Origin of the sequence: Brevundimonas sp. Root1279 (assembly GCF_001425945.1) — a bacterium.
Taxonomy (GTDB): Bacteria; Pseudomonadota; Alphaproteobacteria; order Caulobacterales; family Caulobacteraceae; genus Brevundimonas.
Window position 1 is genome coordinate 118,476 of sequence record NZ_LMEB01000009.1, and the last position, 24,674, is coordinate 143,149.

The 24,674-nt window shown below is 68.6% G+C and carries 26 protein-coding genes and 1 tRNA gene; 13 read left to right on the plus strand and 14 right to left on the minus strand.

The window, feature by feature from the left end:
* Positions 1-72 precede the first annotated feature (72 nt).
* Genes queC through ASC65_RS13990 form a run of 3 tightly spaced genes read left to right on the plus strand, consistent with a single transcriptional unit; the run spans position 73 to position 1,792 of the window.
* Entirely contained in the window at positions 73-792 is a 720-nt protein-coding gene (queC, locus tag ASC65_RS13980) for a 7-cyano-7-deazaguanine synthase QueC (RefSeq protein WP_056454552.1), read from the plus strand.
* Positions 789-1,424 (plus strand): 7-carboxy-7-deazaguanine synthase, encoded by a 636-nt coding sequence (gene queE / locus ASC65_RS13985; protein ID WP_056455242.1) that lies wholly within the window; start codon positions 789-791, stop codon positions 1,422-1,424. The genes queC and queE overlap by 4 nt, the downstream gene beginning before the upstream one ends.
* Positions 1,424-1,792, plus strand: coding sequence for a 6-pyruvoyl trahydropterin synthase family protein (locus tag ASC65_RS13990; RefSeq protein WP_056454555.1), 369 nt, complete (start codon positions 1,424-1,426; stop codon positions 1,790-1,792). Before queE ends, ASC65_RS13990 begins: the two co-directional genes overlap by 1 nt.
* 27 nt (positions 1,793-1,819) lie before the next feature.
* Here ASC65_RS13990 and ASC65_RS13995 read toward each other — a convergent pair whose 3' ends face one another.
* Together ASC65_RS13995 and ASC65_RS14000 are read right to left on the minus strand one after the other, a co-directional pair.
* Entirely contained in the window at positions 1,820-2,092 is a 273-nt protein-coding gene (locus tag ASC65_RS13995; protein WP_056454558.1) for a hypothetical protein, read from the minus strand.
* Positions 2,093-2,174: 82 nt separating this feature from the next.
* A complete protein-coding gene (locus tag ASC65_RS14000; RefSeq protein ID WP_056454561.1) occupies positions 2,175-2,879 on the minus strand; it encodes a transposase in 705 nt (234 codons plus the stop codon).
* A 297-nt stretch (positions 2,880-3,176) separates the two neighbouring features.
* Here ASC65_RS14000 and ASC65_RS17380 point away from each other — a divergent pair, with 297 nt between their 5' ends.
* Positions 3,177-4,010, plus strand: coding sequence for a hypothetical protein (locus tag ASC65_RS17380; RefSeq protein WP_056454564.1), 834 nt, complete (start codon positions 3,177-3,179; stop codon positions 4,008-4,010).
* Complete coding sequence (locus ASC65_RS14010; RefSeq protein WP_056454567.1) at positions 3,907-5,361, plus strand: DcaP family trimeric outer membrane transporter; 1,455 nt, start codon at positions 3,907-3,909, stop codon at positions 5,359-5,361. The genes ASC65_RS17380 and ASC65_RS14010 overlap by 104 nt, the downstream gene beginning before the upstream one ends.
* A 52-nt stretch (positions 5,362-5,413) precedes the next feature.
* Here ASC65_RS14010 and ASC65_RS14015 read toward each other — a convergent pair.
* Together ASC65_RS14015 and ASC65_RS14020 are read right to left on the minus strand one after the other, a co-directional pair.
* Positions 5,414-5,490, minus strand: a tRNA-Val gene (locus ASC65_RS14015).
* 11 nt (positions 5,491-5,501) lie between these two features.
* The gene (locus ASC65_RS14020) at positions 5,502-8,831 is read right to left on the minus strand and encodes an autotransporter outer membrane beta-barrel domain-containing protein (RefSeq protein WP_056454570.1); all 3,330 of its coding nucleotides are present in this window, start codon (positions 8,829-8,831) and stop codon (positions 5,502-5,504) included.
* A 199-nt stretch (positions 8,832-9,030) separates the two neighbouring features.
* On the opposite strand from ASC65_RS14020, the gene ASC65_RS14025 reads away from it, so the two are divergent.
* The 4 genes from ASC65_RS14025 to ASC65_RS14040 all read left to right on the plus strand — a co-directional run bounded on the left by ASC65_RS14025 (position 9,031) and on the right by ASC65_RS14040 (position 12,066).
* Positions 9,031-9,912 (plus strand): SPFH domain-containing protein, encoded by an 882-nt coding sequence (locus tag ASC65_RS14025; protein WP_056454573.1) that lies wholly within the window; start codon positions 9,031-9,033, stop codon positions 9,910-9,912.
* Between the two features lie 43 nt (positions 9,913-9,955).
* On the plus strand, positions 9,956-10,111 hold the full coding sequence (locus ASC65_RS14030) for a hypothetical protein (RefSeq protein ID WP_235561506.1): 156 nt from the start codon (positions 9,956-9,958) through the stop codon (positions 10,109-10,111).
* Between the two features lie 133 nt (positions 10,112-10,244).
* Positions 10,245-11,495 carry a glycosyltransferase gene (locus tag ASC65_RS14035; RefSeq protein WP_082526085.1) on the plus strand — a complete coding sequence of 417 codons (1,251 nt, stop codon included), beginning with the start codon at positions 10,245-10,247 and terminating at the stop codon, positions 11,493-11,495.
* Positions 11,496-11,550: 55 nt separating this feature from the next.
* A complete protein-coding gene (locus ASC65_RS14040) occupies positions 11,551-12,066 on the plus strand; it encodes a SixA phosphatase family protein (protein ID WP_235561508.1) in 516 nt (171 codons plus the stop codon).
* Positions 12,067-12,081: 15 nt separating this feature from the next.
* Here ASC65_RS14040 and ASC65_RS14045 read toward each other — a convergent pair whose 3' ends face one another.
* The 3 genes from ASC65_RS14045 to ASC65_RS14055 are packed head-to-tail and all read right to left on the minus strand — an operon-like array spanning position 12,082 to position 16,339.
* Positions 12,082-12,876 (minus strand): hypothetical protein, encoded by a 795-nt coding sequence (locus ASC65_RS14045; protein WP_056454583.1) that lies wholly within the window; start codon positions 12,874-12,876, stop codon positions 12,082-12,084.
* Between the two features lie 33 nt (positions 12,877-12,909).
* Entirely contained in the window at positions 12,910-15,048 is a 2,139-nt protein-coding gene (parE, locus tag ASC65_RS14050) for a DNA topoisomerase IV subunit B (RefSeq protein ID WP_082526065.1), read from the minus strand.
* Complete coding sequence (locus ASC65_RS14055) at positions 15,011-16,339, minus strand: O-antigen ligase family protein (RefSeq protein ID WP_056454586.1); 1,329 nt, start codon at positions 16,337-16,339, stop codon at positions 15,011-15,013. Before ASC65_RS14055 ends, parE begins: the two co-directional genes overlap by 38 nt.
* 70 nt (positions 16,340-16,409) lie before the next feature.
* Here ASC65_RS14055 and ASC65_RS14060 point away from each other — a divergent pair, with 70 nt between their 5' ends.
* Positions 16,410-17,570 carry a low temperature requirement protein A gene (locus ASC65_RS14060; RefSeq protein ID WP_056454589.1) on the plus strand — a complete coding sequence of 387 codons (1,161 nt, stop codon included), beginning with the start codon at positions 16,410-16,412 and terminating at the stop codon, positions 17,568-17,570.
* A 57-nt stretch (positions 17,571-17,627) separates the two neighbouring features.
* On the plus strand, positions 17,628-18,167 hold the full coding sequence (locus tag ASC65_RS17745; RefSeq protein ID WP_056454592.1) for a DUF2059 domain-containing protein: 540 nt from the start codon (positions 17,628-17,630) through the stop codon (positions 18,165-18,167).
* On the opposite strand, the gene ASC65_RS14070 is transcribed toward ASC65_RS17745, so the two are convergent.
* The 4 genes from ASC65_RS14070 to ASC65_RS14085 all read right to left on the minus strand — a co-directional run bounded on the left by ASC65_RS14070 (position 18,164) and on the right by ASC65_RS14085 (position 22,600).
* Entirely contained in the window at positions 18,164-19,480 is a 1,317-nt protein-coding gene (locus ASC65_RS14070; protein ID WP_056454595.1) for a glycoside hydrolase 5 family protein, read from the minus strand. The genes ASC65_RS17745 and ASC65_RS14070 overlap by 4 nt on opposite strands.
* Before the next feature lie 103 nt (positions 19,481-19,583).
* Positions 19,584-19,859, minus strand: a complete 276-nt coding sequence (locus tag ASC65_RS14075) for a type II toxin-antitoxin system RelE/ParE family toxin (RefSeq protein ID WP_056454598.1) — start codon at positions 19,857-19,859, stop codon at positions 19,584-19,586.
* Complete coding sequence (locus tag ASC65_RS17385; protein ID WP_056454601.1) at positions 19,856-20,182, minus strand: hypothetical protein; 327 nt, start codon at positions 20,180-20,182, stop codon at positions 19,856-19,858. Before ASC65_RS17385 ends, ASC65_RS14075 begins: the two co-directional genes overlap by 4 nt.
* Before the next feature lie 81 nt (positions 20,183-20,263).
* On the minus strand, positions 20,264-22,600 hold the full coding sequence (locus ASC65_RS14085; RefSeq protein ID WP_056454603.1) for an ATP-dependent helicase: 2,337 nt from the start codon (positions 22,598-22,600) through the stop codon (positions 20,264-20,266).
* Between the two features lie 119 nt (positions 22,601-22,719).
* Between ASC65_RS14085 and ASC65_RS14090 the strand changes: the two genes are divergently transcribed.
* Together ASC65_RS14090 and ASC65_RS14095 are read left to right on the plus strand one after the other, a co-directional pair.
* Positions 22,720-22,920: a hypothetical protein gene (locus tag ASC65_RS14090; RefSeq protein WP_056454606.1), complete on the plus strand. Its 201-nt coding sequence runs from the start codon at positions 22,720-22,722 to the stop codon at positions 22,918-22,920.
* Positions 22,921-22,922: 2 nt separating this feature from the next.
* Positions 22,923-23,240, plus strand: a complete 318-nt coding sequence (locus ASC65_RS14095) for a hypothetical protein (RefSeq protein ID WP_056454609.1) — start codon at positions 22,923-22,925, stop codon at positions 23,238-23,240.
* A gap of 3 nt (positions 23,241-23,243) precedes the next feature.
* Here the strand turns inward: ASC65_RS14095 and ASC65_RS14100 are convergent, their stop codons facing one another.
* Genes ASC65_RS14100 through ASC65_RS14110 form a run of 3 tightly spaced genes read right to left on the minus strand, consistent with a single transcriptional unit; the run spans position 23,244 to position 24,671 of the window.
* Positions 23,244-23,960, minus strand: a complete 717-nt coding sequence (locus tag ASC65_RS14100) for an SIMPL domain-containing protein (protein ID WP_056454612.1) — start codon at positions 23,958-23,960, stop codon at positions 23,244-23,246.
* 53 nt (positions 23,961-24,013) lie between these two features.
* Entirely contained in the window at positions 24,014-24,247 is a 234-nt protein-coding gene (locus ASC65_RS14105; RefSeq protein ID WP_056454615.1) for a ribbon-helix-helix domain-containing protein, read from the minus strand.
* A gap of 10 nt (positions 24,248-24,257) precedes the next feature.
* A complete protein-coding gene (locus ASC65_RS14110) occupies positions 24,258-24,671 on the minus strand; it encodes a YbaY family lipoprotein (RefSeq protein ID WP_056454618.1) in 414 nt (137 codons plus the stop codon).
* Positions 24,672-24,674 lie beyond the last annotated feature (3 nt).

Sequence of the window (24,674 nt, forward strand, 5' to 3'; positions counted from 1 at the left end):
GGCCCGCCCGCCCTGGAGCGGTCCATCACCCTTGTCCATGCGCGCGGCCGACCGGCCGACCGCAGGTTTGTCATGAGCGAAATCAGCCAAAGCCCTGAAAAATCGGCCCTTGTTCTGTTCTCCGGCGGGCAGGACAGCGCCACCTGCCTGGCCTGGGCGCTGGAGCGTTTCGACCGCGTCGAGACAGTCGGCTTCGACTATGGCCAGCGCCATTCGGTCGAGATGCAGGCGCGCCTCGACGTGCGCAAAGGCATGGCCAAGGTGCTGCCGCAGTGGGCCGACCGGCTGGGCCCGGATCACGTCGTCGACCTGACCGGCTACGGCAAGATCGCCGAGAGCGCCCTGACGGCCGAGCGCGCCATCGAGATGGACGCGCGCGGCCTGCCGACCACCTTCGTGCCGGGGCGCAATCTGGTGTTCCTGACCTGCGCCGCCGCCCTGGCCGACCGCCGCGGCCTGGAGGTGTTGGTCGGCGGCATGTGCGAGACCGACTACTCCGGCTATCCCGACTGCCGCCGCGACACCATCGAGGCCATGGCGCATGCGCTCAGCCTCGGCCTGGACAAGCCGGTGATCATCGAGACGCCGCTGATGGCCCTGACCAAGGCGGAGACCTGGGCCCTGGCGGACCGCATCGGCGGCCAGGCCCTGGTCGACCTGATCGTCGAGGAAAGCCACACCTGCTACCGCGGCGACCGCGCCCTGCGGTTCGGCTGGGGCTACGGCTGCGGGACTTGCCCGGCGTGCGAGCTGCGCGCCGTCGGCTACGGCCAGTGGGTGGCGCGGCCATGAGCTATGCGGCCAAGGAAGTCTTTCTGACGGTGCAGGGCGAGGGCGGCCAGGCGGGGCGGCCCGCGGTCTTCCTGCGCTTCGCCGGCTGCAACCTGTGGAACGGGCTGGAGCGCGACCGGGCGACGGCGATCTGCAATTTCTGCGACACGGATTTCGTCGGGACGGACGGCGACGGCGGCGGCAAGTTCGCGACGCCTGAGGCGCTGGCCGACCATGTCGACGCCATGTGGCGGGGCAGGGCGGGGGACCCGAAGCTGGTGGTCTGCACCGGCGGCGAGCCGTTGCTGCAGCTGGATCAACCGTTGATCGACGCGCTGCACGCCCGCGGCTTCGAGATCGCCATCGAAAGCAACGGCACGCTTGAGGCCCCGGCCGGGATCGACTGGGTCTGCGTCAGCCCCAAGGCCGACGCTCCGGTGGTCCAGACCTCGGGCCAGGAGCTGAAGCTGGTCTTCCCGCAGGCCAAGGCCATGCCGGACCGGTTCGAGCACCTGTCGTTCGAGCGCTTCTGGTTGCAGCCCATGGACGGCCCTGACCGCGAGGCCAACACCGCCGCAGCCATCGACTATTGCCTGACGCACCCGCAGTGGCGGCTCAGCGTCCAGACCCACAAGTACATCGGCGTCCGCTAATGCCCGTCTTCGAGATCACCAAACAGGCCACCTTCGACGCGGCCCACCACTTCCCCAACGAGCCCGAGGGCAGCATCTATCGCCGCGTCCACGGCCATTCGTTCACGGTGGAGGCGACGGTGCGCAGCGAGGTGCTGGACGCCGAACACGGCTGGGTCGCCGACCTGGGCGCGCTGGACCGGGCGTTGAAGGCGGCCGCCGAACAGTTGGATCACGGCATGCTCAACGAGCATGCGGGGCTGGAGCTGCCCAGCCTCGAGAACCTGTGCCTGTGGTTCGCCAAGACGCTGAAGCCCGAGTGGCCGGGCCTGTGCCGTATCCAGGTGGCGCGTCCGACCATCCACGAGCGCTGCGTCCTGACCCTCTAGCGACCTGGCGCTCGATCGGCGCCGGTTTCAGCAGTTCTGCCCGCGCTCGCGGCGCTGTTCGCAGCGGCGCTGCTCGCGCTCGTATTCGCGCTGTTCGCGCTCGCGCTTCAGCTTGGTTTCCTCGTCCGAGGTGGTGACCGCGTCGACGCCCGCGCCGACGACCGCGCCCGTGGCCTTGACCGTGCCGCCGACCACGGCGGCGGTGCCGCCTACGACCGCGCCGACGACGCAGCCCTGCAGCATCAGCGCGCCCGCCAGAACGGCGGACAGGGCGGCGGCTTTGGTGATCAGCTTGGACATGGCGATGGGGCTCCCGACGCGGCAGGGTTAACCCATCAATGGTGAACGCAGTCTGACGCCTCCGTGGCCGAAGCAGGGCGGCTCAGGCTCCGAGGGGGGCCAGGCCGTCGGGGGAGGAGGCTTCAGTCTCGGATTTGGGCTTGCGACCGCGCTTTCGCGGGGCGAGCTGACGGGAGGTCAGAGCCTCGAGCTGGGCGATCCAGTCCTGGGCCCCGACCGGACGCCCCGTCGAATAGGAGCGACGCAGGGCGGAGATGGCCTCCGTGTCCTCAGGCTGCTCCAGGAAGGCGGCGAAGTCGCCGAGGTGGTCGAGCATCGGGCCGGTGGACAGAAGAGCGTCGTCGCGCGCCGCGAGCAGGGCGCGCGTGCTCGACCAGGGCCAGTCTTCCGGCCGATCGGCGAGCTTGGAGCGCACCGGGTTCAAGGACAGGTGGCGGACGGCGGCGACGAGGTGCCGCTCGTCAAGCACGGCCGAGCTGAACCGGCCCTGCCAGAGATGACCGGTCTGCCGCAGCCGGCCGTTGATGCGAGCGGTGTAGCGCCGATGAGCGTCCGCGAACGTGGCCCTCAGACCGTCCAGCTCAGCCGGGACCATGATGAAATGGACGTGATTGGGCAGTAGGCAATACGCCCAGATCTCTGTGCCCGCGCGCCGCGCCGCCAGGCCGACCAGGGTCAGATAGGCCCGGTAGTCGTCGTCGTTGAAGAAGACCTGCTCGCGTCGGTTTCCCCACTGCGAGACGTGGTGCGGCAAGCCTGGTGCGACGACTCTCGCCAATCGGCACATGCGGTTCTCCCACCCGTTCAGCCCCAGGCGTGATCGACACTTGGATCGGCGTGCGGGGGTCGGGCTCTTGCGCGGCCGCAGGGCCGGCGGGAGAGCGCCAGCGTTGCCGTCGCGGACCCACCCTTACTCCAAAGTAGGGACGTTGAAAGCCGGGACTTGTCGGCTATTACCTTAGGCGTAGACCGTAATGGCCAAGGTATTAGTACACTGTCACCGATTAACATTAGTACATAAGTCGACATAATCCAGACACGGACGCACCGGACACCGGGCCCTCAGTTAAAAGGAGGGCTTAGAGTGGACCCGAAAACCTATTTCGTCCTGCTCCACCTGCTCGGTCTAGTTATAGGACTGGGAAGCGTAACCACGCTTGACTTCTACCTTCTGAAGTTCTTGAGAGGTGACACAGTCACGCGTTCCGACGCGCATCTGGTGCATCTGGTTTCATTGCTCGCCGCGGCCGGTCTGGCCGCCCTGTGGCTGTCCGGGATCGGCTTCATGACCTTGGCGTGGTTCGACAACCCGGCCCTGTTCGGCAGTCCCAAGGTCCAGGCGAAGCTCATTGTCGTCGCCATCCTGACGATCAACGGGGCAATCCTGCACTTCAAGGTGCTGCCGCAGGTCGCCCGGGCCGTCGGCCGTCCGCTGTTCTGCAAGCAGGGAAGCACGCGCCGCGACCGGATCATGATGCGGGTCTGCGGGGCCGTTTCGGCCGCCAGTTGGTGGACTCCGTTCTTCCTTGGCACTGTGCGAGAGTTGAACTTCGCCGCCCCGATCTGGGTGTTCCTGGGCGGCTATCTGGTGCTTCTGGCCCTCTTCGGCGCCGGATTCACCGTGGTCGAGCACTACATTTCCACCCGCTTTGGACCGAAGGCCGAGGGCCTCCCCAATGGGCTCCAGCCGGTCACAGTACTGAGTCCCGCGGTGCTTATCGCCGCTTCGACAGTCGATGATCGTGTCAGTCCCAACAGAGAGGATACGGCCAGTGCAATGCGCGAAGAGAAGTCGTTCGGCGCCGGTGGCGGCGATGTTGATATCCCTGCCGACAGCCATACTGGCGAGCCCCGCCGGCGCGCAGACCGCGCCCGCGGCGAGCGGACCGACGACGACACAGACCTCTCCCGCGCCTGACAGGCAGGCTGCGCTTGAGCAGCGGGTCGTCGAACTTGAGACGGCTCTGCAGGAACTGAGGGCCGAACTTGCGGCCCAACGGGCGGCCACCGCACAGGCGGCCGCCCCGGTTCCCACCCAGGTCGCCGCCGGTCCGATCCCGACGGCCGGGCCCACGGCGGGACCTCCGGCTCCGGGGACTGCCCCCGCTCCGGCCTCTGGGCCGGCCGGCCAACCGGCCGCCCGCGCCGACGGCTTCAAGGTCGGCGACACGACCATCAAGCTGTCCGGCTTCGTCAAGGTCGACGCCCTGGCCAGCTCCTACAGCGACGGCGATACGGCCACCGCCGCGGCCGGCCGCGACTACTATCTGCCCTCGACCATTCCCGTCGGCGGCTTCGCGACCGAGAACCTCGACTTCGACATCCACGCCAAACAGACCCGGCTGGTGTTCAACTCCTCGACGCCGGTCGGGAGCGGGGCGGTGACGACCCATATCGAGGGCGACTTCCAGGGCGCGCCCGGAACCCAGGGCACCGAGCGAACGACCAACGCCTATAATTTCGCGCTGCGCCGGGCCTTCATCAGCTACGGCTCGTGGACCATCGGCCAGGACTGGTCGAACTTCATGCATACGCCGGTGATGCCGGAGACCACCGACCTGATCGGCCCGACCGAAGGCGTGATCTTCGTCCGGCAGCCGCTGATCCGGTACAAGCACGCGTTCAGCGACGACCTCACCCTGTTCATTGCGGCGGAGAACGCCGAGACCGCCAGCAACACGCCGCTGTCGGCGGTGATGATCGAGAACGATGACGACTCGACGCCTGATCTGACGGCCAAGCTGGTCTACGCCTCGCCCTACGGCGAATTCAGCTTCGCCGGCGTGGCCCGGCGGTTGGCCGTCGACGGCCCCGGCTATGACGAGAGCGCCGGCGGCTGGGGCGTCAGCGTCGGCGGCAAGATGCCGTTCGGCGAGCGGAACCGGAACGACGTCCGCTTCCTGCTGACCTATGGCGACGGCATCGGGCGCTACGTGGGCGTCAATTTCGCGCCGGACGCCATCATCGACCTGACCGACTCGGACCTGGAGCCGGTGACGGTCACCGCCGCCTATGTGTCGACCCGGCTGTTCTGGACCGACAAGGTCCGCTCGACCTTCATGCTGTCCGGACAGAACGTCGACTCGCCGGACGGCCTGCTGGCGCTCGATTCGAACACCTCGGCCTGGAGCGTCGGCGCCAACCTGTTCTACACGCCGGCGCCCGGTTTCGACCTGGGCGTCGAGTTCCGCCACGGCGAACGCACCGTGGCGAGCGGGCAGGAGGGGTCGCTGGACCGTCTGCACGTCATCGCCAAGCAGTCCTTCTGACCGCAAAGAAAAACCGGCGGCTCCCAGGGGAGCCGCCGGTTGATCTGTTGTCTGGTGGGCGGCGAGGGGTTCGAACCCCCGACCCCCTCGGTGTAAACGAGGTGCTCTGACCAGCTGAGCTAGCCGCCCGGCCCGGTATCTTAGAACCGGAAGCTGGCCCGCAGGAACAACATGTACCGGATGTAGTCGTCGATCATCTCCGCGTCGGCGCTGACCGAGAGCATGCCCAGTTCGTTGCCGACGTTCAGACGGAAGCCGAGGATCGGACCGCCGCCCTCGATGCCCGCCGGGCTGAGGGTGAACTCGTCGCCGCCGGACAGGAAGCGGGCGGTGGTGGCGCCCGGATCCATCGAGATGTTCTGGCGCCAGCCGACCCGCATTTCCGGGCGCAGCCAGTTGTTCTCGCCCATCGACATGCCGATGTTGATCGCCGCCGTGGCGGAGAACAGGTGTCCTTCGCGGTCGTCAATCTCGAGATCGAAGCCGTCGCCGCCGCCCGTTTCCGTGTGGCCGTCCTCGCTGAGCGAGAAATACTCGGCGTAGATTTCGGGGCGGACGTTGAAGGAGCCGAAATTGCGCTCGTAGGAGGCGCCGCCGGCCACGGCCAGCGAGAAGCCGTGCCAGTCGGAGGTGTTGGTCAGGTTCAGACCTTCACCAACGAAGCGGCGCTCCGAGCTGAAAGTGCCGTAGCCGGCCGCGGCGCGGGCCCAGGTGGTCCAGTACTGGCCCTGAGCGCGCCAGTAGAGGCCCAGCTCGAACAGGCTGGCGGACAGGACTTCCTCGGCCTCGGCCTCGGGATCCTCGAGATCCGACGAGGTGAAGGCCGCGGTGATGCCGATGGCGCCCAGGCCGGTGCCGCGCTCGACGCCGCCGGCGACGCCGAAGCCCTCGGAGCGGAAGCCGTAGGAGTCGGTCTTGTCCTTGTCGGCGTAGAAGCTGATTTCCTGCACCCAGGCGCTGGTCTCGCCCGGCGACGCCGAGGCGTTGCGGCCGGTGAGGGCGCGGGTGACGGCGTCGACGCCCGAAGCCAGCGAGATCAGCGGACCGCCCGAATGGTCGGGCAGCAGCTGCTCGTACAGGTTCATGAAGTCGTCGCGGTTGGTCTGGCCGAGGAAGGCGTTGCGGATGTCCTCGGCGTTGTCAGAGCCGATCGCGCCGTAGAAGGAGTCGAACATCGACGCTTCGACGGGGATCATCTCGGCCTCTGCGGCCGTGCGGCGGCGCACGTCGGCGAAGACCTGGCCGGCGGCGACGTCGGCGTCGGCGCTGACCACGTACAGGTAGGGCGAGTTCTCTTCGATCGAGGTGAGGTCGATATCGCCGAAGTTCAGCGTCCCGGCGTCAATCAGGGTGAAGCGCTGCGCCGGGGTCGTCTGGGTCGGCGCGACCAGCAGCGAGTCGAAGCGCAGGCCCAGGCCCGCGCCGTCGGCGAGCGTGGCGGTCCCGGCGACGTTGAAGCCGCCGACCGCGTTGTTGGTCGGGTCGAGGGTGACGATCAGCTCGCCTTCGCCGCCGACGTTCAGCTCGGAGATGTTCAGCGCGGTGGTCTGGCGGGCGTCCAGGGTGCCCTTGGTGACGTCGATGGTCAGATTGCCGTCGGTGTCGGACAGAGCGCCGTGGACCTGGCCGCCGCCCGTGATCGACAGCCTGTCAGCGCCGGCGCCGAACGCGATGTCGCCGATGACGAGACCGTTTTGGATGTCGATCAGGTCGTCGCCGGAGCCGAGGCGGACCTCGCCGACCAGATTGGGCTCGGCCGAATCGGCCACGCCGTCGCCGTCGCTGTCCGGGTTGCCGGTGGTGACGCCGCCGGCGATGCCCGACTGGATGTAGGTGAAGCCCGTGGTGTTGACCGAAACGTCGATCGCGGTCGCGGTGGGCGAGTAGGCGTCGCCCTCGATGTCGTTGCCCTGGGTGGCCTGGATCGAGCGCGTGTTGGTGACGAGGCTCAGCGAGCCCTCGAGGTCGCGGATGGCGTAGGTGCTCGCCGTGCCGCCTGCAGAGGCCGCCACGATGCTGCTGCTGTTGTGGATTTCGCTGACGTTGGCGCCCGCGTCGATGCGGATGGCGGTCGCCGTGCCGCCGGTCTCGGAGTTCACGCCCGCCGTAATCGAGCCCGAGTTGATCAGTTGGTCGGCCGTCGCGCCCTGACCAAAACGCAGGCCGGTCGAGTCGGCTTCGAACGCGATGGCGGCGATGGTGCCTTCGTTGCGCACGCCGCCCGCGACGTCGACGGTCTGGCCGGCGTTGCCGCCGATGACCATCGCGCTGGCGGCCTTGCCGTCATAGATGCCTTGAGCGGTGATCGAGCCGCGGTTGATGAAGCCGAAGGCTTCGTCGCCCGTGCCGACCGCGCCCAGCGTGATCGACTGCGTCGTCGAGCCGATCTGGACGGCCGGAGCCGTGCCGAGGCTGGTGATGCTCGCCTGTTGCTCGCTGGCGTCGAACAGCCCGTCGCCGTCACGATCGGTGTCGTTGCGGTTGATCGTGCCGTCGCCGTCGTCGTCTTCGTCGCCGTTCTTGATGTTGTCGCCGTCGTCGTCGCCTTCGACGCCGCCGTTGGCGTAGGCCGGCGGACGGTCCAGCAACACGCCGCCGGCGATGTTGGCGGCGATGCTGAGGGCCGGGCCGCCCGCAAGCAGGTCGTCTGCGTCCAGCTCGTCGACGAACAGGACGTCGTCGTCGTTGTCCGTCGTTTCATTGTAGCCCTCGGGCCGGTCGGCCGGGCGCGCCGGGTAGCGATAGCCGCTGACCGTAATGGTCGATTCGACCAGCAGGGCCCCAGCCACGTCGCCTTCGACGGAGGCGCCGGTCGAGGCCGGACCGCGGACGGTGATGTTGCCGACCAGGCGGGCGTCGCCGCTGATCGTGCCGGTCGTCCGCACGCCGTAGCTGTTCTTGCCGGTGACGTTGACCCCGCCCAGCATGTCGAAATTGCCGGTGAGCGGCGCTTCCAGCGAGATGCCGTACGAATCGTTGCCGTCGACGCCGATCGCGCCGGTGCTCTCGACGATGATGTTGCCGACGAAGGGCGAGGTTCCGTCCAGGCGGATGCCATAGCGCGCGGTGCCGTTCGCGAACTCGCCGTCGATGTCGCCGTCGTTGTCGGCGTCCGTGTCGGTTTCGCTGGTGATGTCGTCGGTGAGGTTGATCGTGCCGCCCACCGTGACGGTGCTGGTCACGCCGCCGTTGATCAGCAGGCCGGTCGAGCCGCTGGCCGTGTTGGCCATCGTGATCGAGCTGCCGGAATCCATGTCGAACGTGTTGTTCGAGTTCACCGTCGCGGCGGCGCCGGTGTTGACGGCGATGGAGCCGCCCGTGGCGATGCGGATGTTGTCCGCAGCAGTGCCGGTCGCATTGCTGGTGGTGATCGGCGTCGTGCGGGCAGTCGAAATGACTACCTCGGCCGATGCTCCGGACGCAGCCAGCAGGGGAGCGATCGCAACCGCGGTCGCGAGTAGAATACGCATTCTCAATGAACCCCTGTGGACGACACGCGCAGAGACGCCAGCGATCCTCTAATAGGGATCGTGCCAGCCTGCCTCAACTTTCTCGAATTTGAGGCGAATGCAAGGCCGAAGGTGCGCAGCTGTCCCTCCGTGAGACACGCGCTATTGCAAAGTTCGAGATCAAAGTGATATCACTTTCATATCGACACAGGAGGGACCCGTGACCACTACGCATTCGAAATCCACCGAACGCCCCGCATCGACGGCCAATGGCATCCTGATGCTGCTGGTCGGCCTGGGCCTGATGGTCGCGGGGCCGGTGGGCGTCGCCCAGAACTCGGACAGCATCCTGTTCGTGGTCGGCGGGATCTTGACCGCCCTTGTCGGCCTCCTGCTGATCTGCGGCCTGTATTCGCTGCAGCCCAACGAGGCCATGGCCATCCTGCTGTTCGGCGACTATCGCGGGACCGATCGCACCACCGGCCTGCGCTGGGTCCTGCCCTGGTACAGCCGCAAGAAGGTCAGCCTGCGGGTCCGCAACCTGACCTCCGACAAGCTCAAGGTGAACGACAAGCGCGGCAACCCGATCGAAATCGCCGCCAACGTGGTCTGGCGCGTCGAGGATTCGGCCCAGGCGCTGTTCGATGTCGACGACTACCAGGCCTTCGTGAACATCCAGGTCGACACCGGCCTGCGCGATCTGGCCTCCCACTACGCCTATGACCACGGCGAGGAGCATGAACTGACCCTGCGCGCCGACGCCGAGGACGTCGCCGCCCGCCTGCGCGACGAACTGGTCGGGCGGGTGTCTCGGGCGGGGGTCTCCATCGATGAGGCGCGCCTGGCTCACCTGGCCTATGCGCCCGAGATCGCCGGGGCCATGCTGAAGCGCCAGCAGGCCGAGGCGGTGCTGTCCGCCCGCCGCCTGATCGTGCGGGGCGCCGTCGGCATGGTCGAGAACGCCCTGACGGACCTGGGCGAGCGCGGCGTGGTCGAGCTGGACGAGGACCGCAAGGCGATGATGGTCTCGAACCTGCTGGTCGTGTTGTGCGCCGACCGCGAGGCCCAACCCGTGGTCAACACCGGCACGCTGTACGGCTGAGATGGCCGCGCCCCGGCAAGGCAAGGTCAGGAAGCCCTTCCTGATGCGGACGTCCCCGGGCGTCATGGCGGCGGTCGAGCGATTGGCCGCCGCCGAGCTGCGCTCGGTCAACGCACAACTGGAGGTCCTGCTGCGCGAGGCCCTGCACCGGCGCGGCCTTTCGATCGACGAACAAGCTCCGCCGAAGGACGGCGCTTGAGCTTCGCGGCGACCGGCGCTACGGGCCGGTCATGGTGAAGTCGCACATGGCGAAGGTCCGCAAGGCCCGCAGCCTCCACAAACGGGCTCGACGCGTCGGCGCGGCTGGAATCAGTCCAGCCGAGCGGGAGCTGATGAACCTCGCCGGTCTCGAGGTTCAGGAGGGCGAGCTTCGCCTGATCCCCGGCTGGGACGAGGAGGTCTCCGACACCCTGCGCGCCACCAAGGTCGCGGGCGAGGATCCCCGGCCGCGGCTGGTCGACACCACCATGCTGTATGCGCCGCGCTCCGGCGGGGTGAAGCGCTACCTGCTGTCGAAGAAGGCCTGGCTCGAGGCCAACCGTCCCGACGTCGCCCATTCGCTGGTCGTGCCGGGCACGCACCACAAGGCGGGCGATGACGGCATCGTCCAACTGCACGCCACCAAACTGCCCTTCGGCGACGGCTATCGCTGGCCGACCTCGGTGCGGCGGTGGGGCGCCTGGGTCGCCTCTCTGAACCCGGCGCTGATCGAGGCCGGCGATCCCTATACGCCGGGGCAGGGCGCTCTGGAGGCCGGCCAGCGCGCCGGCTGCCCGGTGGTGGGCTTCTGCCACTCGGACCCCGCGGGTCTGGCGGCTCTGCATTTCGGCGAATGGGCCAAGAAGCCGGTCGAGAAGCGCTGGGCCCGCCTGTTCGGCCAGTTCGACCGCGTCATCTCGCCGAGCCGCTACATCGCCCGTCGCCTGGAAGAGGCGGGCATCCAGGACATCGTCATCCAGCCGCTGGGCGTCGAGGTCGACACCTTCCGCCCCGACCGCCGCGACCGCGACTGGCTGCTGAAGAAGCTGGGCCTGCCCGCGTCGGCCCGGCTGCTGTGCTTCGCCGGCCGCCCGGCCCGCGAGAAGAACATCGATGTGCTGATCGAGGCCGTCCAGAAGCTGGGCGACCCCTACTATTTGATCCTCGTCGGGGCCGGCGCAGGCCTGCCGCCCGAGGAGCGGGTCATTTCGCTGCCGTACGAGGCCAACCCCAAGGCCGTGGCCAAGATCATCGCCTCCTGCGACGCCTTCGTGCACGCCAATGACAAGGAGCCGTTCGGCCTGATCGTGCTGGAGGCCATGGCCTGCGGCCGTCCGGTGGTCGGGGTCAACGCGGGCGGGGTCAAGGAGACGGTCGACAATTCGGTCGGCCAACTGGCCAAGAGCGCCGACCCGGCTCACTACGCCGAGGCGGTCGAGGCCCTGTTCGCCCGCGACATCGAGGCCATCGGCGCCGCCGCCCGCCAGAAGGCGGTCGACCGCTTCGCCTGGAACCGCGTGTTCGAGGGCCTCTTCGACACCTATGCCGACGTCAGCGGCGAGGCCGCGTTCGCGGGCCGGGGCATCGCCACCGCCGCCGAGTGAGGGCCTCGACACGGCGGTTTGTGGCCGCCAGTCTGGGACCAAAGGGGAGATGATGATGAAACGCCTGCTGCTCGCCACCGCGCTGTCGCTGCTGACCGCCGGTTCGGCCCTGGCCCAGACGGTGGTGCTGGTTCGGCACGCCGAGAAGGCCGACCAGAGCTCCGATCCGGTGCTGTCGGTCGCCGGGCAGGCGAGGGCGCAGGCCCTCGCGGCGACGCTGGCGGATAGCCATCCGGCGGCCATCCTGGTGACCCCGCTGCAGCGCACCGGCCTGACCGCCGCGCCGACGGCCCAAGCGCATTCGGTGACGCCGGAAGCGATTCCGCTGGCCGGCGGCGTGGAGGGCCATGTGGCGGCCGTGGCCGCCAAGGTGCGCTCTTATCCGGCCGACGCCACCGTCGTTGTCGTGGGCCACAGCAACACCATCCCGCAGATCGCCCGGGCCCTGGGCTATGCGGACGCCGCCGACATGCAGGAATGCGAGTTCGATCGCCTGACCACCCTGCACCTGATGCCCGAGGGCGCGCATGGCGAGGTCAGCCGCTACGGCGCGCCGGCCAACTGCCCCTAGGCGAGGCGCAGGGTTTCATTTCTGGACCATGTCGGTGACGTCCTCGATCCGGTCTCCTTCCACCGAGAAGAAGCGATCGCCTGCGCCGATCACGAGCGGCAGCCGGTTCTGGAGCGACAAGAAGACGTGGGTCTCGACCGGCCCCTTTGAGACGATCTGGGTGTAGAACAGCAGGGCGTCCCGCATCTCCGCCGGGGGGCGATCCGCGAAGAAGCAGCCGTTGCTCAGTTGATCGCGTCGCAGCACCGAGCCGCCGTCGGCGCTGATGCGGAACCGGTAGTGCCCGCCGATGGGAATGGCTCCACTGTCTGGCGTGGGCGTCAGCAGCCAGACCAGCCAACCGTCGCTGTCAGGGTCGTCCAGCACGACGGCGTTCAGCTGCCGGGAGCAGCGTAGCGGCCCGATGTTCTGGATGGCGGTCTGGCGGGCGCGAAACTGGGCCTGTTCGGACTCCGAAAGCGCCTCGTCGACGACCTTGACCGGTCCCGCCCGCCCATTGCGCACGACCACGTCGAAGGCCGCCTTCAACACGCCCGCGTCGTCGCGGAGGTATCGAACCCGCTGATCGGCGCCGTCCTTGACGACAATCCAGCCCGCCATGTCCGCCGGAGGCTGCGCGCCTGCCAGATGCGCCATGAGCGCGTCAGTGCTCACCCACGCCGCCACGTCCTGGTCGTAGATGGCCTCGCCGATCGCGCTGACCTTTTCGAGCGGCCACTCCTCGATGGGCACGGGATCGGGCGCGCGCTGGGCGAAAGCGGGCGTGGCCAGGCAGGCGGCCGAGGCCGCGGCGAGCAGGACGTTGCGCATGAGAGATCCCCCAAAGATTGAGGGAGCTTACCTCTACACGTCCAGGTCAGCCACCGCGAAGCGCGCGTTTTCCTGGATGAACTGGTAGCGAGCCTCGGCCTTCTTGCCCATCAGCCGCTCGACCAGGTCCTCGATCTCTTCCTCGCTCTCGGGAAGTTCGATCCGCGCCAGGGTCCGCTTCTTCGGATCCATGGTGGTCTCCTTGAGCTGGGAGGCCATCATCTCGCCAAGACCCTTGAACCGGCCGATCTCGGTCTTCTTGCCCTTGAAGACGGTGGCCAGCAGCTCGTCGCGGTGGGCGTCGTCGCGGGCGTACTCCGACAGCGCTCCTGCCTGGATCCGGTAAAGCGGCGGCAGGGCCATGAAGACCCGGCCCTGCCGGATGGTCTCGGGCATGACGCGGTAGAAGAAGGTGATCAGCAGCGCTGCGATGTGCGCCCCGTCCACGTCGGCGTCGGTCATGATGACGATGCGCTCGTAGCGCAGGTCGTCGATGTTGAACCGCGCGCCGGGCTGGACGCCCAGGGCCAGGGCCAGGTCGCTGAGCTCGACGTTCTGGCGCAGCTTGTCGACCGTGGCCGAGGCCACGTTCAGGATCTTGCCGCGGAGGGGCAGGATGGCCTGGGTGGTGCGGTCGCGCGCCTGTTTGGCCGAGCCGCCGGCCGAGTCGCCTTCGACGATGAACAGTTCGGTGCCGTTGGACGACTGCCGGCTGCAGTCGCTGAGCTTGCCCGGCAGGCGCAGCTTGCGGGTGGCCGCGGCGCGCTGGACTTCCTTGTCCTTGCGGCGCTTCAGCCGGTCCTCGGCCCGCTCGATGACGAAGCCGAGCAGCTGGTTGGCCTGTTTGGGGCTTTCGGTCAGCCAGTGGTCCAGCGGGTCGCGCAGCAGTTGCTCGACCAGGCGCGCGCCTTCCGGCGACGACAGGCGGTCCTTGGTCTGGCCCTGGAATTCGGGGTTGCGGATGAAGACCGAGATCAGGGCGCCGGCATTGGCGATGACGTCCTCGGCCGTGATCAGGCCGGCGCGCTTCTCGTTGGTCAGCTCGCCATAGGCCTTGAGGCCCTTGACCAGGGCGGCGCGGAAGCCGGCCTCATGGGTGCCGCCGTCGGGCGTCGAGACGGTGTTGCAGTACGAGGAGACGAAGCCGTCGGCCTCGCCGAATCCGATCGGCGACCAGGTCACGGCCCATTCGACGGCGCCGGCCTCGCCCTTGCGCTCGACCCGGCCGGCGAAGGCCGGTGTCACGGTCTCGATCTCGCCGATCCGTTCGGACAGGGCGTCGGCCAGGCCGCCGGGGAAGTGCAGCACGGCGCTTTCGGGCGTCGCATCGGTGATCCGCTCGGGCGCGCAGGTCCATTTGATCTCGACGCCGCGGAACAGATAGGCCTTGGACCGCGCCATGCGGAACAGGCGGGCCGGCTTGAAGGCTGCCCCGACGCCGAAGATCTCTTCGTCCGGATGGAAGCGGATCAGGGTGCCCTTCTTCTTCGAAGGGCCGACCTGCTGGATCGGGCCCAGCACATGGCCCTTGGAGAAGGACTGGCGCCACTCGAAGCCGTCGCGCCAGACGGTGACGTCCAGGTGGTCCGACAGGGCGTTGACCACCGAGACGCCGACGCCGTGCAGGCCGCCGGAGGTCTCGTAGGCCTTGCCCGAGAATTTGCCGCCCGAGTGCAGCACGGTCATGACGACTTCCAGCGCCGACTTGCCCGGGTGCTTCGGGTGGGGATCGACGGGGATGCCGCGGCCGTCGTCGAAGACCGAGAGGTAGCCGTCGGCGTCGAGGTCGACCTTGATCTGCTTGGCGTGGCGGGCGACCGCCTCGTCCATGGCGTTGTCGAGGACTTCGGCGAACAGGTGGTGCAGGGCCCGCTCGTCGGTGCCGCCGATGTACATGCCGGGGCGCTTGCGGACGGGCTCCAGGCCTTCCAGCACCTCGATCGACGAGGCGGAGTAGCCGGTGGCGGCGGCGATCGGCGCCGTCGAAGGGACGTCGGCGGGCTTCGGCGTCGGCGCGGGCGCAGGCTCTGGCCGAGGCGCGGCGGCCTGCGGCGTCAGCGCCGGCTCGGCGGCCGCGGCGGGCGCGATTTCAGGCGTGACGGAAGCTTCGGCCGGACGCGGTTGCGTCGGCTCGTCATCGAACAGCGAAAGGAGGTCGGCGGACTGGCCCATAGGGATACTGTGCGGCGATTCGGGGAGGGGTCTGGTAGGCCCCGCGCCGCTTGGGAGCAAGCGGGACCGCCTCGGTTGTGGATGACGGCATGAGGGCGCGCGTCAGGACCGCCAGGAAGAGCACCCATGGCAGGCTCTGGTGCGTCAGCAGGATCGATTCCGACAGGCTCAGCACGAAGAAGGCGGCCAGGAAGCCCAGCGACCACCAGCCCTCGCGCATGCCGGCGCCGGTCGCCCGCAGGACGGTGACGAGGCCGCTCAGACCGATCAGGCCGCCGACCAGCCACGCGCCGGGCCAGCCCAACTGGACCAGCAGGTCGATCCAGCCGTTGTGCGCCGAAGGCACGGCCCAGCCGGTCTCCTTGCGCACCCAGTCGGCGGGCACGGACTCGCCTTCGCGGCCCCAGAAGGCGCCGTAGCCGTAGCCGGTCCACGGCCGGTCGGCGACCTTGCGCATCAGGGCGTCCCAGATGTCCGTCCGGCCGGTCAGCGACGGGTCCTTGCCCAGCGCCTCGAGCACGGCGACCGAGTGCGACTCCCAGATCCAGATGCCGGCCGCGGCGGCGACCACGGCGGCCCAGATGGCGACGACGGCGAAGGCTGGACCGCCGCGGCGCAGGGCCCAGAACCCGCCGACCATGCCCAGGCCGATCATCAGGCAGAGCAGGGAGGTCTTGGACTGCGTGGCCAGCACGAGGCCGCTGGACAGGGCCAGGGCGATGGCGGGCAGCAGGCGGCGAGGGTCCGGCGAGGCCAGGCAGGCGGCGGCGGCCGTGGCCCCGATGACCATGACGGCCCCCATCTGGTTCTTCTCGTACCAGAGGCCGCGCCAAAGGCCGGCGTTCTCCTGGTGGTGGACGCCGATGGCGGGGAAGGCGAAGACCATGATCAGGCTGCCGACGGCCATCAGCAGGGCGGCGTGCATCAGCAGGCGGGGCAGGTGGGGACCGCGGAAGACGGCGCCGAGATAGAGGGCGAAGGCGCCGCTGATGGTCAGGGCGATCACCCGGCGGCTGGTCGTAGCGGGGTCGATCGACCAGTATTTCGAGGCGAAGGTCAGGCCGATCAGGAGGACGATGGCGACGGCTCCGGGCCAGGCCCGCCACATCCGGTTCATGCGGAACAGGATCAAGCCGCCGATGGCCGCATAGGCCGGCAGCCAGACGAGGCGCAGCACCGGCGTCTCTTCCTGCAAGGGCGCGAACACCGGGCCGATCAGGGCGCCGGTCAGCATGGCGATCAGCACAATGCACAAACCGCGCTCCCAGACGTTGGGAGCGGGCTCGATCATGGCCTCGGCTGGACGGTGGGCGTTCACCGTCGCAGGGTCGGCGAACAGGCTTAAGGAAGGGTTGGATTCGATGGCGCGCGACCTGCTGAGGGCCCGGGACGGCGGGCACGCCCGGGTCGGCTTCGTCGAGCTGTTCTTCGATCTGGTCTTCGTCTTCGCCATCACCCAGGTGTCCCACACCCTGCTGGAGCACCTGACCTGGCTGGGGGCCCTGCAGGCGGCCATGCTGCTCGGCGCGCTGTGGTGGGCCTGGATCGACACCAGCTGGATCACGAACTGGCTCGATCCTGAACGGCCGCAGGTGCGTATCCTGCTGTTTTTCCTGATGGGGGCCGGGCTGGTCATGTCGACCTCCCTGCCGAGGGCGTTCGATGACCGGGGCCTGGCCTTCGCCTGCGCCTTCGTCGCCATCCAGGTCGGCCGGGGCCTGTTCGCGCTCTGGGCGGTGCGGCGTGACGAGAAGCTGCGCCGCAATTTCCAGCGCATCTGCGTCTGGTCGATCGTCGGCGGCGTGCTCTGGATCGCCGGCGGCCTCGCCGAGGGTCAGACCCGGGTGGTGATCTGGCTGGCGGCGGTGCTGGGCGAGTTCGCCGCCCCTCTCTGCTATTTCTGGGTTCCCGGCCTCGGTCGGTCCCGCACCACGGACTGGGAGGTGGAGGGCGGTCACATCGCCGAGCGGGTCGGCCTGTTCATCATTATCTGCCTCGGGGAGTCCATCCTTGTCACCGGCGCGACCTTCGCGGGCCTGGTCTGGACCCCGGATGTGGTTCTGGCTGCGTCCACCGCCTTCGTCGGCTCGGTGGCCATGTGGTGGATCTACTTCAGCCATGCCCATGACGCCGCGTCGGAGGTCATCGAGCATGCGAAGGACCCCGGCCGGGTCGCGCGCCGGGCCTTCACCTACGGGCCGGTGCTGGCGGTGGCCGGGATCGTGGTTAGCGCCGTCGGCGACGAGCTGTCGCTGAGCCACCCCGAGGGGCCTGTCGCCGTCACCGCGGCCCTGGTGCTGATCGGAGGGCCGCTGCTGTTCATGCTCGGCGCACTGATCTTCAAGCTGGCAGCCTTCGGCGTCTGGTCGCGCTCGCGACTGGTTGGGGTGGGGCTACTGTTGGCGCTGATCCCCGCCTTGCCCTTCTTGACGCCCCTAACCCTGGCCATGGCGACGACGACGGTGCTGGTCTTTGTCGCAGCCTGGGAGACCCTGGTTCCGCAGGCTGGGCGGACGGCCTAGGCGGTCTGGTCAACGGGTCGCCTCCTGCGCCATAAGAGGCTCCTCTCGGGGGATTACATGAAATACCTGCTTGTCCTGGCCGCCACCGCGGCCGCGCTGTCCGTCACCGCGCCCGCCATGGCGCAGGAGGCCCCTCGGGCGGTCCCGGTCGTCGCCCAGGACGCCGATCGCGCCGAGCGGGAGGCGCTTGTCCGTCGCTATCTGACGGCCATTCAGATGGATAAGCTTATGAATGGGATGATGGAGTCCATGATGGGCTCGATGCTCGAGGATTCCGAAATCCCGGAGGAGAAGCGCGAACTGGTTCGTGACGCCGCTCTCGCGGCCTTCGCCAATGTCATGCCTCAAATGAACGACGCCATGATCGACATGTACGCCGAGGCCTTCACCCGCGACGAGCTGCAGCAACTGGTCGCCTTTTATGAGAGCCCCGTCGGCCGTTCGATGATGTCCAAGACCGTCATGCTGACCCGTCAATCGGGCGAGCTCTACGAGAGTTTCGGGGCAGCCATGGAGGAGGAGATGATGAAGCAGCTCTGCTTGCGCATGGATTGCTCCGCCCTGACGGACGACGTCGCGCCGACCGCCAAGCGCTAGACCCCCGCCAGCGCTCCGGCACGGTCGCGGAAGATCGCCCGGGTCGAGGCGTCCTGGTCGAAGACGCCGTACCAGCCCTGCGGCTCGTGCGGCGGGTCGCCGAGGAAGGCCGTGTCGCCCGGCTTGAAGCGGGCGTCGGCATGCGCCGCCCGCCCTTCGCCGTTCCAGGCCCAGAAGTTCGAGCCGACCAGCGGCCCGCCGGCGCGGGCGTCGGCCAGGACGGCGTCGTGGACCATCTCGTAGAACTGGTCCCGCATCGTCGTCGGCACGTCGAGGGCGTAGAGGTCGCCGTCGCGCGGATAGCCGAACTCCTCCAGGACCAGCGGCTTGCCGGCCTGTTTCGCCAGGGCGACGTGCTGGGCGATGTATTCAGCCGACAGGGTCATCGAGCGGGCGTGCGAGCCGGCCATGTCCTTGCGGTCCAGCCAGCCCCAGTTGCCCGGCCACAGGTGGGCGGTGGTGTAGTCGATGGACTCGTCGGCCTGGGATGACAGCACCAGCGCCGGCCGCTCCATCGAGCCCTTCAGGCCTTCCCCGCCGGTGGAGACCAACTGCTTGGGCGCGATCGACTTGATCAGCCGCGCCGTGCCCGAGATCCAGTCGTGGAAGGCGGGCAGGGTCTGGTCGGTGACGGCGTCGGTGCCGCCGGGCCGCGGCTCGTTGGCCAGCTGCCAGGCCATGATGGTCGGGTCGTCTGCGTAGCGCACGCCGGTGACGCTGTTGGTCCGGCCGACGATGCGGCGGACGTGGTCGTGATAGAGACCGACGGCCTCCTGGCTGCGATAGAAGCCGGCGACGAAGTCGGGGAACTCCGGCCACGGGTGGGCCGGGTCGTTCATGTCGATGTACCGCCCCCCGTTGGTCCACAGCAGGTAGGTGGCCATGCCGCCCGACCACTCCCAGAAATTGGTCAGGTACAGCACGGTCTTCAGGCCGCGCTTGCCGATCTCGGCCACCGCATGATCCAGCCCGGTCAGTAGGGCTTCGTCATAGGCCCCCTCGCCATTGTGGAAGGCGGGACGGACCGAGTTCTTCAGCGGCGAATGCTCGGCCGAGGCGGCGACGCGCAAATTGGTGACGCCGTCGGCCGCCAGGGCGTCGAGCTCGCGTCCCAGCCGCGCGCGGTCGATCCACGCCGCGTACCACATGTTGGCCCCGACGAAGCGGTAGGGCTTGCCGTCGAGGGTCAGGGCTGTGCCGTCGCGGCGGACGAAGCTGGTCGACGCCGGCCGGGCCTTGGCGGATCCGCAGCCGGTCAGCGCGAGGGCGGAGGCGGCGAGAGACGCGCCCATAATGGTGCGGCGGTTGATCATGGCGAGGCTCCCGACGAATTACCGTGACGCTGTTGTCGCCGGGAATGCGCCGGTCGGCCAGCGGGGAGGGCGATCACGAATTACGACGGGCGGCGTTGGGACGTCATCGATCCTGTCGGCTGTGCAGGATGCGGCCGATCACCAGTCGGTCCGCCTCAACCTTGTAGATCACATGGAACCCGTCTCGCCCGAACCGGATCGCCAACACGCGTTCGTCTGCATTGATCGCTCGCCCCATCAGTGGGAACACAGCCAGCGCCTTCAGGCGGGTTCGGATGGCGGCTTCAGCGTGACGGGCTGCTGAAGGTGAAAGCCCGGCCAGCCAGTCAATCTGGGCGATCAGGTCCAGGTTCGCCTTCCGGCTCAGGACGACCCTCAATCGGCCGAGGTCCTCGATCGGCCCTTCAGCTTGTCGCTGAAGCCGTCCAGCGCCTCGTCCAGGTCCACGAAGGGCCCTTCGTAGTCGTCGGCCGTCGTGGTCGGGTCGGATTCCGCTGCGCTTTCGTTCGCCGTCGTCCACGCCCGGGTCGACTCACCGACGCCCGTAGCGACGCCTCCCGACCTGCAAAGGTCGCCGTCGGCGAGGATCCATGACTCCAGCGCTGTCGCGGCCAACTGCTCAGGCGTGACGCCGATCCGACGAGCGGCCTCCGTCAGCTTGCTCAGCGCATAGCTATCCAGTTTTACGGTGAGGGTCGCCATGGCCGGAAGTGTCGCACAGCCTCCAGGAGGGGGCCAGCGACAGCAATCCCAGGTTAGTTGAACGGCGACAGTTCAACCTGATCACGCCTTCTCCACAAACGTGTCGATGACCTTCTTCTCGCCCGCCTTCTCGAAATCCACGACCAGCTTGTTGCCCTCGATCGTGCGCACCGCGCCGTAGCCGAACTTCTGGTGGAAGACGCGGTCGCAGCGCTTCCAGCCGGAGCCGGCCTTGGGGTCGGCGGTGGCGACCAAGCGGCCGTCGCCCTCGATGAGGGTGTGGCGGGCCGGGCGGGCGGCCGGGGCCTTGGCGGCGGTGAAGGACTGGGCGCGCTTCCAGCCGGGCGAGGAATAGCCCGAGCCGAAGGTCGGCGTGTCGTCCCAGCGGCTCTTGGCCTCCTTCATGCCGGCGGAGGCGCCATAATAGCCCGTGTCGCTCTCGGCCTCGACGTGGTCGATCGGCAGTTCGTCGACGAAGCGGCTCGGCAGCTGCGAGGTCCAGCGGCCGTAGACCAGACGGTTGGCGGCGAAGCTGATGCGCACGTCCTGCTTGCCCCGGGTGACGCCGACGTAGGCCAGGCGGCGTTCCTCCTCGAGGCCCTTCTCGCCCTTCTCGTCGATGCTGCGCTGGCTGGGGAAGACGCCTTCCTCCCAGCCGGGCAGGAAGACCAACGGGAACTCCAGCCCCTTGGCCCCGTGCAGGGTCATGATCTGCACCGAGTCCGCGCTGTCGCCGCGGTCCAGGTCCATGACCAGGGACACGTGCTCCAGATAGGCGGGCAGGGTGTCGAACTGCTGCATCGACTGGGTCAGCTCTTTCAGGTTGTCGAGCCGCGTCTGGCCGGAGGCGCGGTCGGCCTTCTGCATGTCGGTGTAGCCGCTCTCCTCGAGGACGGTCTCGGTCAGCTCCCAGTGGGTGGTGTCCTGGGCCCGCAGGCGCCAGCGGTCGATGTCGCGCACGAAATTGGCCAGGGCGGTGCGGGTCCGGGCCTGCAGCTCGTCCGAAGCGATCAGGTCGCGGACCGCCGCCATGGCCGAGCGCTCAGACAGGCGGGCGATCTGGAGGATGCGCTGCACGCTGGTGTCGCCGATCCCGCGCTTGGGCACGTTGACGATCCGCTCGAAGGCCAGGTCGTCGTCCTCCGAGAGGATCAGCCGCAGATAGGCGTGGGCGTCGCGGATCTCGGCGCGTTCGAAGAAGCGCGGGCCGCCGATGACCGTGTAGGGCACCGCCAGCATCAGGAAGCGCTCTTCGAAGGCGCGCATCTGGAACGAGGCGCGCACCAGCACGGCCATGTCCTTGTAGGCCACGCCCTGGCGGCGGGCGGTCTCGATCTCGTCGGCGATCAGCCGGGCCTCGGCCTCGCCGTCCCAGACGCCGCGGACGCGGACCTTGTCGCCGGTCGTCGCCTCGGTCCACAGCGTCTTGCCCAGCCGCCCCTTGTTGGCGGCGATCAGGCCCGAGGCGGCGCCCAGGATGTGGTGCGTCGAGCGGTAGTTCCGCTCCAGCCGGATCACCTTGGCGCCCGGGAAGTCGCGCTCGAACCGCAGGATGTTGTCCACCTCGGCCCCGCGCCAGCCGTAGATCGACTGGTCGTCGTCGCCGACGCAGCAGACGTTGCCGGTCGAGGAGGTCAGCAGGCGCAGCCACAGGTACTGGGCGACGTTGGTGTCCTGATACTCATCGACCAGGATGTAGCGAAAGCGACGGCGATATTCCTCAGCGATATCCGCGTGTTTTGACAGGATGGTGAGGTTGTGCAGCAGCAGGTCGCCGAAGTCGCAGGCGTTCAGGCTGACCAGTCGCGCCTGATAGGCGGCGTACAGGGTCTGGCCCTTGCCGTTGGCGAAATCCTCGGTGGAGGGCAGCTTCTCCGGCGTCCAGCCGCGGTTCTTCCAGTGATCGATCAGGCCGCTCAGCGAGCGCGGCGTCCACCGCTTGGTGTCGAGGTTGGCGGCCTCCAGCAGCTGTTTGCAGACCCGCTCCTGGTCGTCGGTGTCCAGGATGGTGAAGGTCGACTTGAGGCCCACCAACTCGGCGTGGCGGCGCAGGATCTGGGCGGCGACCGAGTGGAAGGTGCCCAGCCAGCGAAGGCCCTCGGCCGACGGACCGATCAGGTGGGTGATCCGCTCGCGCATCTCGCGCGCGGCCTTGTTGGTGAAGGTGACCGCCAGCAGTTCCCACGGCCGGGCCCGCCCGGTGGCGAGGATGTGCGCCAGTCGGGTGGTCAGCACCCGCGTCTTGCCGGTGCCCGCGCCGGCCAGCACCAGCACCGGTCCCTCGGTGGTCTCCACGGCGTCGCGCTGCTCCGGGTTCAGGCCGGAGAGGTAGTCGGGGATTTCGGCGGGCAGGCCGCCCGGGCCGCGCGAGCGGGCGAGGTCGGAGATACGCGGGGCAGGGGCTTCGGGGAGACTCATCGGGAGAACATAAGGGGCACGGAGGCGTCTGTCAGCGCCCGCGTGCGGCCGGCAGGCCCGGGAACCGCCAAGCCTGAGGCTCGTTTCCGTCGCCGACAGGGATCTGGAAGGGACTGCTTATGGCTGACAACATCAACAACAACCCGAGTAGCGGCGGCAACACCGGGCTGGCCTTCATCGTCGGCGCGGTCGTCGTGGTGCTGGCCGTCATCGCCTACTTCGTCTTCGTCCGGGGCGGCGCGCCCGAGACCAAGAAGGTCGAGGTCGATGTGAAACTGCCGGAAGTCTCGGCTCCGCAGGTCCCGGGCACGGGGAACTGAGCATGACCGATCCGAACGTTCCCCCGCCCGAGCGGCCCGAGGTCGTGCACAACACGACGATCAACAACCCGCCGCCTCAGCGCGGCGGCGGCGGCAGCGTCATGGCCTTGCTGGTCGGCGGCGTCATCGTGGTGCTGATCATCATCGGCTTCGTGCTGTTCTCCAACGGCGGCGGCCTGGACCGCGACACGAAGGTCGACGTCGACGTCGACCTGCCGCGACCGGAACTGCCCAAGGCGCCGGACCTGCCGGACCTGCCGACGCCGCCGCCGGTCGAGCCGCCGACGGTGCCGCAGCCTTCGCCGGCTCCGGCGAACTAGCGATCAGCGTAGCCGGTAGCTGATGGTGGTCACGACCCGGACCTTCTTGTCCGGGGACTGGCTCTCGTCGCCGGTCTGGTCGCGCGGCAGGATCTCGAAATAACCCTGCGAGGCTTCACGGATCGAGCCGACCGCCGTGCCCGAGTCCTTGGCGAACTGCTCCGCCCCGGTGCGGGCGGAGGCGGTCGCCTCGGCGATCATCGCCGGCCGCACGTCGTTGAGCTTGGTGAAGACATAGCTGGGGCCCGTGTAGTCCTGCAGCAGTACGCCCTGGCGGACCAGATCGTTCATCGCCCGCGAGGTCGCCTGCACCCGGTCGACGTCATTGGTGCGCACGATCACCGTCTGGGAGAGGATGAAGCGCGGTCGCCCGTCGGCGGCCCCGTAGGCCTGGGCCTGGGTGTCGCTGACCTCTAGCCGGCCCAGGGTGACGGCCGCATCCGGATAGCCCTGCTGGGCCAGGAAGCGGCGCACGATGGCCAGGTCGTTGTCGATCCGCGCCTGTACGTCCGACAGCACCTCGCCCGAGACGGTGAAGCGCAGCGGCAGGATGGCCAGGTCGGCCTTCACGTCACGCTCTGCCAGGCCGCGTACGCTGACGGAGCGGTCGCCGACGCGGGCGTTGACCACGCCCTGTCCGATGAACCAGCCGCCGCCGATCAGGCCGAGCGCCAACAGACCGCCGAAGACGGCGGCCGGGATCAGTTTCTCGTTGTTCATGTGAGAGGTCTCCGAGACGGAGAATGCGCCAACGGCAGCGCCTGTCAATCGGCCTATCCGTGTTCGGCGAAGCTTCGGTCGCCGCCTGCCCAGGCCAGCGCGAGCAGCCGGCAGGCGGAAGCCAGGGGCGTGCGCCCCCGGCGCTCGTCGATCCGCTTCATCAGCCCGGCGTTGGTCAGCTGCAACTCGTCGGAGATCCGGTCCAGGACGACCCAGAACGCCGGCTCCAGCGCCACCGAGGTGGCGTGGCCCGACAGGGACACCGAACGCTTGACGAGACTGCTCACGCGGGGCGGCTCATCGGGCGGCGACCAGCATGATCTCGGCCCGGTCGGGCGCGCCGCGGGTGAGCACGGAATGGCGCGTGTCGGTGGTGAAGCGCAGGGCGCCGCCAGGCTCGCGGATCTCGGCCCGGACGGCGTACTCAAGGCGGGGATCGATCCGGTTGGTCGGGACGTCGACGGTCAGTTCATAGGGCGGGCCGCGCTCGCCCGTCGTCATGCTCGCCTCTCCGACCACGACGGCAGGGGCGTCGGCGCGGCTCACATCCTCCACTCGCACAGAAACGACATGGCCGGGCGGCAGCATGATGCGCTCGCGATAGCTGACGCTGACGTGGACCTGGGTGGTGTCGACCGCGGGTCCCGGCGTCGGCGCGCAGGCGGCCGCCAGCACAAGGGCGAGGGGAAGGGCGAAGATGGCGCGGCGCATGGC

Excerpts from the sequence above, each read along its gene's own strand:
- queC (WP_056454552.1), top strand. The coding sequence starts at position 73 with ATGAGCGAAATCAGCCAAAGCCCTGAAAAATCGGCCCTTGTTCTGTTC.
- queE (WP_056455242.1), top strand. The coding sequence starts at position 789 with ATGAGCTATGCGGCCAAGGAAGTCTTTCTGACGGTGCAGGGCGAGGGC.
- ASC65_RS13990 (WP_056454555.1), top strand. The coding sequence starts at position 1,424 with ATGCCCGTCTTCGAGATCACCAAACAGGCCACCTTCGACGCGGCCCAC.
- ASC65_RS13995 (WP_056454558.1), bottom strand. The coding sequence starts at position 2,092 with ATGTCCAAGCTGATCACCAAAGCCGCCGCCCTGTCCGCCGTTCTGGCG.
- ASC65_RS14000 (WP_056454561.1), bottom strand. The coding sequence starts at position 2,879 with ATGTGCCGATTGGCGAGAGTCGTCGCACCAGGCTTGCCGCACCACGTC.
- ASC65_RS14010 (WP_056454567.1), top strand. The coding sequence starts at position 3,907 with ATGTTGATATCCCTGCCGACAGCCATACTGGCGAGCCCCGCCGGCGCG.
- ASC65_RS14020 (WP_056454570.1), bottom strand. The coding sequence starts at position 8,831 with ATGCGTATTCTACTCGCGACCGCGGTTGCGATCGCTCCCCTGCTGGCT.
- ASC65_RS14030 (WP_235561506.1), top strand. The coding sequence starts at position 9,956 with ATGCGGACGTCCCCGGGCGTCATGGCGGCGGTCGAGCGATTGGCCGCC.
- ASC65_RS14035 (WP_082526085.1), top strand. The coding sequence starts at position 10,245 with ATGAACCTCGCCGGTCTCGAGGTTCAGGAGGGCGAGCTTCGCCTGATC.
- ASC65_RS14040 (WP_235561508.1), top strand. The coding sequence starts at position 11,551 with ATGAAACGCCTGCTGCTCGCCACCGCGCTGTCGCTGCTGACCGCCGGT.
- ASC65_RS14045 (WP_056454583.1), bottom strand. The coding sequence starts at position 12,876 with ATGCGCAACGTCCTGCTCGCCGCGGCCTCGGCCGCCTGCCTGGCCACG.
- parE (WP_082526065.1), bottom strand. The coding sequence starts at position 15,048 with ATGGGCCAGTCCGCCGACCTCCTTTCGCTGTTCGATGACGAGCCGACG.
- ASC65_RS14055 (WP_056454586.1), bottom strand. The coding sequence starts at position 16,339 with ATGATCGAGCCCGCTCCCAACGTCTGGGAGCGCGGTTTGTGCATTGTG.
- ASC65_RS14060 (WP_056454589.1), top strand. The coding sequence starts at position 16,410 with ATGGCGCGCGACCTGCTGAGGGCCCGGGACGGCGGGCACGCCCGGGTC.
- ASC65_RS17745 (WP_056454592.1), top strand. The coding sequence starts at position 17,628 with ATGAAATACCTGCTTGTCCTGGCCGCCACCGCGGCCGCGCTGTCCGTC.
- ASC65_RS14070 (WP_056454595.1), bottom strand. The coding sequence starts at position 19,480 with ATGATCAACCGCCGCACCATTATGGGCGCGTCTCTCGCCGCCTCCGCC.
- ASC65_RS17385 (WP_056454601.1), bottom strand. The coding sequence starts at position 20,182 with ATGGCGACCCTCACCGTAAAACTGGATAGCTATGCGCTGAGCAAGCTG.
- ASC65_RS14085 (WP_056454603.1), bottom strand. The coding sequence starts at position 22,600 with ATGAGTCTCCCCGAAGCCCCTGCCCCGCGTATCTCCGACCTCGCCCGC.
- ASC65_RS14090 (WP_056454606.1), top strand. The coding sequence starts at position 22,720 with ATGGCTGACAACATCAACAACAACCCGAGTAGCGGCGGCAACACCGGG.
- ASC65_RS14095 (WP_056454609.1), top strand. The coding sequence starts at position 22,923 with ATGACCGATCCGAACGTTCCCCCGCCCGAGCGGCCCGAGGTCGTGCAC.
- ASC65_RS14100 (WP_056454612.1), bottom strand. The coding sequence starts at position 23,960 with ATGAACAACGAGAAACTGATCCCGGCCGCCGTCTTCGGCGGTCTGTTG.
- ASC65_RS14110 (WP_056454618.1), bottom strand. The coding sequence starts at position 24,671 with ATGCGCCGCGCCATCTTCGCCCTTCCCCTCGCCCTTGTGCTGGCGGCC.